Origin of the sequence: Marinobacter sp. (assembly GCF_014859525.1) — a bacterium.
GTDB lineage: Bacteria > Pseudomonadota > Gammaproteobacteria > Pseudomonadales > Oleiphilaceae > Marinobacter.
This window is the reverse complement of record NZ_JACUUB010000116.1, coordinates 1-5,324: the sequence shown is the minus strand read 5'-3', so window position 1 is coordinate 5,324 and position 5,324 is coordinate 1. Positions and strand designations below refer to the sequence as shown.

Annotated in this window: 4 protein-coding genes and 2 pseudogenes; 4 read left to right on the top strand and 2 right to left on the bottom strand. The window is 54.0% G+C overall.

Annotation, left to right across the window (positions count from 1 at the left end; genetic code table 11):
* A pseudogene (locus tag IBX51_RS14125) lies at positions 1–329 on the top strand (acetoacetate--CoA ligase); the annotation flags it as partial.
* A gap of 331 nt (positions 330–660) precedes the next feature.
* Here the strand turns inward: IBX51_RS14125 and IBX51_RS14120 are convergent.
* A pseudogene (locus IBX51_RS14120) lies at positions 661–995 on the bottom strand (transposase); the annotation flags it as partial.
* A gap of 334 nt (positions 996–1,329) precedes the next feature.
* On the opposite strand from IBX51_RS14120, the gene IBX51_RS14115 reads away from it, so the two are divergent.
* A complete protein-coding gene (locus tag IBX51_RS14115; protein ID WP_291831938.1) occupies positions 1,330–2,310 on the top strand; it encodes a GlxA family transcriptional regulator in 981 nt (326 codons plus the stop codon).
* A gap of 141 nt (positions 2,311–2,451) precedes the next feature.
* Positions 2,452–3,003 (top strand): cysteine hydrolase family protein, encoded by a 552-nt coding sequence (locus IBX51_RS14110; protein WP_291831937.1) that lies wholly within the window; start codon positions 2,452–2,454, stop codon positions 3,001–3,003.
* A gap of 11 nt (positions 3,004–3,014) precedes the next feature.
* On the opposite strand, the gene IBX51_RS14105 is transcribed toward IBX51_RS14110, so the two are convergent.
* Positions 3,015–3,890: an AraC family transcriptional regulator gene (locus IBX51_RS14105; protein ID WP_291831935.1), complete on the bottom strand. Its 876-nt coding sequence runs from the start codon at positions 3,888–3,890 to the stop codon at positions 3,015–3,017.
* 241 nt (positions 3,891–4,131) lie between these two features.
* On the opposite strand from IBX51_RS14105, the gene IBX51_RS14100 reads away from it, so the two are divergent.
* The gene (locus IBX51_RS14100; protein ID WP_291831934.1) at positions 4,132–4,971 is read left to right on the top strand and encodes an SDR family oxidoreductase; all 840 of its coding nucleotides are present in this window, start codon (positions 4,132–4,134) and stop codon (positions 4,969–4,971) included.
* Positions 4,972–5,324: the final 353 nt, after the last annotated feature.

The following is a 5,324-nucleotide window of genomic DNA, read 5'->3' as shown; positions in this document are numbered from 1 at the left end:
TGGAAGCCGTGCTGGAAGCCCTGTGTATTGGTCAGGACTGGAAAGACGATGTACGGGTGGTGTTATTTGTACGCATGAAAGAAGGTTTTACGCTGGATGAAGATCTGAAAAAACTCATCCGCGAGACGATCAAGGCCGAAACCACCCCACGCCATGTGCCCACCAAAATCATTCAGGTGGCCGACATTCCCCGTACCCTGTCCGGCAAGATAGTGGAGTTGGCAGTACGAGAAGTGGTGCATGGCCGCCCGGTAAAAAACCAAGATGCCCTTGCCAACCCTGAAGCCTTGCAGCTGTTTGCCAATCTGCCGGAGCTAAAGGAAGCCTGATCCCTCTTTTTTCTGTTGTTCCACTGTGTAACCCTTTGGCCGCTGGTTAGCTCCCTCTGACAGCGGCCTTTTTTATGGGAGATGCAGGAGACAATCACAAAGACTGTCAGATCAGCTGACAGTGGTCTTTTGTAGGGATTGCGAGAATAACAAGAAAGCGGCAAGGTAAGAAAAGCCGTCGAAAAAGGAAAAGGGAATATGGATAACAAGACCTACATTGCACATGCCAAACAGGACTCAGAGGGTCATTGGCTTGCACCACACCTCCTAGAAGACCACTTAAAGAAAGTTGCAGGGCTCTGTGGTAACACTGCTGCCGGTTTTGAGTCAGAGCGTAGAGACTCAGGATCTTGTCATCCATTGAGGTGAAGCGGGTCTGGCCCTTTTTCACCAGTTGGCTTGAAGCTGCCCTCGCGGTCGCGTGGCGTGTTCAGCTCGAACTGACCGTCCTCAGTCCTGAGGGTCTTGCATGGTGTAGCCATTGCGACTGTTGGTATTGTCAGATGCATGATGGCGATCGTAACCCAGATGCTCGTCAAGCTCGGCATTCAGTACCGCCTCTACGGTGATTTTGGTCAGCATCTGACTGAACTCGTTGAAATCTTTCTCGGTCTTGAGTGTTTTAGCAGCCTCGCGTGCGAAGGCTTCCAGTTCTTTTTTGTTCATGTGGCCTATCCTTACCCTGTCAGGGCTCAATGATAGGCGGTTTACACAGTTTTAGTTACAGACTCGCATTGAAAGTGCTTTTCACAAGCTGAAAAATGCGTGATTTAACCAGATACACTTGGCTTAATCACCTATTTTGGCCGTTGGGTCTTTATCCATGCAGGCAAGCCTGAGCGCTCTGGGTATCAGGCTTAACTTTCGATACTCTCTGGTGATCTACATAGTTTTGTTGTGACAGACACACAATCAAATCACTATTTGACCTCCTCGCCCTGACTAACCCAGCTAAGGTAAAGTAACCAGCAGATACCCTGCAAGGCGAAGTGTAAGACCGATGAAAAAAATACCGACGATTGAGATAGGCTTGGTACTTTATCCTGGCGCACAGCAGGCAGCGGCACTGGGCTTGACCGACCTGTTCTGTGTGGCCAACGGTATTGCCGAATCTCACCTTGAGCAATCCGAACCACCATTGCGAGTGACCCACTGGCAACAGGATGCTGCCGCTGCAGCACCGCGGCGTATCTTCGATAGTGACTCGGGCACCGCTTCCGTGGTGTCGGCACTAATCCTGCCGCCCAGCCTGAGCGAACCGCTCAAGGCTGATGAGTGCCAGACTCTGGCGGCGTGGTTGTGTCAACGCCATGCAGAGGGTATCACCTTGGGCTCGGTCTGCGCTGGGGCCTTCCCGCTGGCGGCCACCGGCCTGATGGCGGGCCGCAGGATGACAACCCACTGGGCTCATGCCGAGTTGCTGCAACAGCGTTTTCCCGATGTACGCGTAGATGCGGACCAGCTCATCATCGATGATGGTGATGTCATCACCGCCGGTGGGTTGATGGCTTGGACGGATCTGGGCTTAAGGCTGGTGGATCGACTGCTGGGCCCCACGATCATGATCGAGACGGCGCGTATGCTGCTGGTTGATCCTCCCAGCCGGGAACAGCGCTACTACAGCGTGTTTGCCCCCCGGCTGACCCACGGAGATGCAGCGGTGCTCAAGGTACAGCACTGGTTGCAGACAACCCGGACCCAAGAGGTGGCGCTGCCCACCTTGGCGGCCAAGGCCGGGCTGGAAGAGCGCACCTTTCAGCGCCGCTTTCAGAAAGCCACCGGCATGACCACCACCGAATACTGCCAGCGCCTGCGGGTGGGGCGGGCTCGGGAGCTACTGCAATTTAGTAACTCTCCCATTGAACGTGTGGCTTGGGATATCGGCTACAGCGACCCCGGTGCCTTCCGCAAGGTATTCACCCGCATTGTGGGGTTATCACCCAGCGCCTATCGCGACCGTTTCAGTGCGAGGGGTCAGTGAACCCACGAAAGCCACCGGGGACAACCCAAAGGGATGTCGTTATCGACTCGTAAAATGTCATTAGCGACACTTCTCGCTCCGTCGGATACCAGCGAAAATACCGGACATCCACCCACTGACCCCATTGAGGAGTGTCTCACCATGAAAAAGACTGCTTTGATTGTTATCGATCTGCAAAATGAATACCTGCCTACTGGCAAGCTGCCCCTGTCGGGCATTGAAGCCGCCACGGCCAATGCTGCCCAAGTGATTGACCATGCCCGAATGAAGAGCATACCGGTATTTCACATTCGCCATGAATTCGCCAACAACGAAGCGCCGGTGTTCGTGCCTAGCAGCTCGGGTGTCGAGATTCAGCCTGCCGTGGCTCCGGTCGGTGATGAGCCGGTTATCGTCAAGAACCATGTCAACGCCTTTCGCGACACCGACCTTAAGCAACAGCTCGAAGCCCACGGGGTAGAAGAAGTGGTAATTGTCGGTGCCATGAGCCACATGTGTGTCGATGCCTGCGTGCGTGCCGCCGTTGATATGGGCTACCCAGCCACGGTGTTGCACGATGCCTGCGCCACCATGGATTTGGCATTTAACGGCGTGACCGTGCCTGCGGCCCATGTACATGCGACCATGATGGCGGCCTTTGAATTCGGTTATGGCACTGTGCAGTCGACTGAGGCTTACTTGGCAGCAGCGTAAACAACGGCATTTCAGCCGTGTCGCCGCCGAAATGCATTGGGGGTGGAGTTCGCTTCACGCTTGAAGAATTTACTGAAATTAGTCGGTTCGTCAAAGCCCAGATTTTCGGCGATGGTGACGATGGGCAAATCGGTATGCACCAACAAACGCTTCGCCTCCAAAACGATCCGCGCTGCAATAAAAGCCTTGGCGGCCACACCGGTAGATGCCGTCACCGCACGCGCCAAGCTCTTCTCGGTATAGCCTAGCTGTCTTGCATAGTCGGCCACTTGATGCCACTCGCAGAAGTGCTCCTCCACCAGTTGATGAAATCGATTGAAACGCTGCAACGCCGGAGACATGACCGGCTCCTGCGCTTGCTGCCGCCCCTGCAAGAGGCTCAACCGTATCAGTAGCGCATACAGCTGGTGGCGGAGCAGGGCATGCACATCGTCAAGCGGAGCGTTAAGCTGCGTATCCTTCCGCAATTGTTCAATCGCCGTCGTCACGGCATGCAGCTCATTGCCGCCCAGAACGACCTGCTCTACCAGCCGCTGCTGATCGACGGCGAATTTAAGATCGCCCAGCGAGGTTGATAGCGGCAGCACGAACTCCGGGCGAAACAGCACGACCCAGCCATCCCAGTCCTCATTGGACCCGAAAGAGTGAGTCTGCCCCGGCCGTAATACCAAAAGCGATCCAGGTACACACGGCACCGGATTGAAATCGACCACCTGGATGCACACCCCCTGCGTCACGCACACCAATGTATGGAAGTCATACCAATGTGTTGCACGCACCTTTTCTCTGCTACCACGCCGCCTCAAAGACGCCACAGTAAACACTTCCAGATCGAGCTGATAGGGCTCTCGTGGGCGATAATCCAAGTGCTGAATATCCCTGCTCAATCTCGCAGCTCCTGATGGCAGTTGTGCCTCGGCGCTCGCTCCACCTGAGGCCTTATTGCATTAAATGTCCGAAATATACCATTTATTGTCAAGCATTTACCGTTCTATTGGGTTGTTGATGTCCAATAATAACCATGCTCGAATTACGTAGGAAGAATAAGGGGATGTCGATAGTGCGCCGGCGATGCCGAGCGAGGACAAGACGCAATTTCTCTATTAACAAATCAATATTGGAGACGATATGAAATACATTATTCACGGCGCAACCGGTGCACAGGGTGCACCGCTTTTTAACAAACTCATAGCGGAAGGAAAGCCTGCCATTGCGGCAGTTCGGGACCCGGCTTCGTTAGAGGAAGCGCCAGCGGTCGCTATCGATTTATCCTCCGTGGACTCCCTAGTGGCGGCCTATACCGGTGCCGAGGGCGTTTTTGTCCACCTGCCACTCGGCCCAGAGTCAGTGCGCAAACAATTTGCACACAACATTGCCAAGGCGGTTGCTGTGGCCAAGCCGGCGCGAGTGGTTGTTTCAACCAGCGGTTGGCCACTCGAGGTACCGGGCGATGAAAGCGCTTTGCCAATGCTGGTGGGGGAGCTCGAAAAAACGGGCGTTTCACTGGCGGTTATCGCGCCGCAGTTATATCTCGAAAATCTGTTGTTACCCGTGGTGATCGAGCCGGTTAAAACCGAGCATCAATTGCCTTATCCACTGGGTGGCAACTACCCGGTTTCTTGGTGTTCACATCTGGATATTGCCGATGTGGCAGCAGCGCTTCTTACCGAGCACGCGGTAACCGGTATTGTGGGAGTGGGGCAACTGCCGGCGATTACCGGCAATGATTTAGCCGCAGCCTTTGCTAGGCATTTTGGTCACGCGGTTGTTTTCCATAGCCTGACGCCGGAAGAGTTTGGAGAACGAATCACTCCCTTGTTCGGCTCAGCAGCTGCCGAAGTGGTTGCCGTTTATAAGGCTAAGGCGTTCACCGCAAACTCTGCCATCGAGCAACAAAACAGCGCGCAAACGCTTTTGGGTATCAAGCCGCGCACTGTAGAGAAGTGGCTATCCGATATGGGTGTTTAAACTGTTATTGTCGGGGCTAAGGGTTGATGCAGCAATTCATCGCCCTGTCTCTCGTCAGCTGTTTAGGTGAGAAAATCCGGTGGCCTTTAATGGTAAAGACTTTATCCTGTTCACGTTTCGTCATCACTCAGCTCAGACATACGTAATAATTGATTGTTGCGTCGAACAGTCAGGATATCAATCTGCTCACTTACACTGTAAATAATCCGGTAAGTTCCAAATATCACCTCCCTGATGCGACGTGCCGCCACCTCAGGAACAGCACGTTGCGTATTCTGGCGAACGTGAACACCTGTTTCCCTAATGCATCACCGGTTCCGATTTTTACACGCAGTGTTCACGTTCAGTCAATT

Coding starts and splice junctions, on each gene's coding strand:
- IBX51_RS14100 (WP_291831934.1), top strand. CDS start 4,132: ATGAAATACATTATTCACGGCGCAACCGGTGCACAGGGTGCACCGCTT.
- IBX51_RS14115 (WP_291831938.1), top strand. CDS start 1,330: ATGAAAAAAATACCGACGATTGAGATAGGCTTGGTACTTTATCCTGGC.
- IBX51_RS14110 (WP_291831937.1), top strand. CDS start 2,452: ATGAAAAAGACTGCTTTGATTGTTATCGATCTGCAAAATGAATACCTG.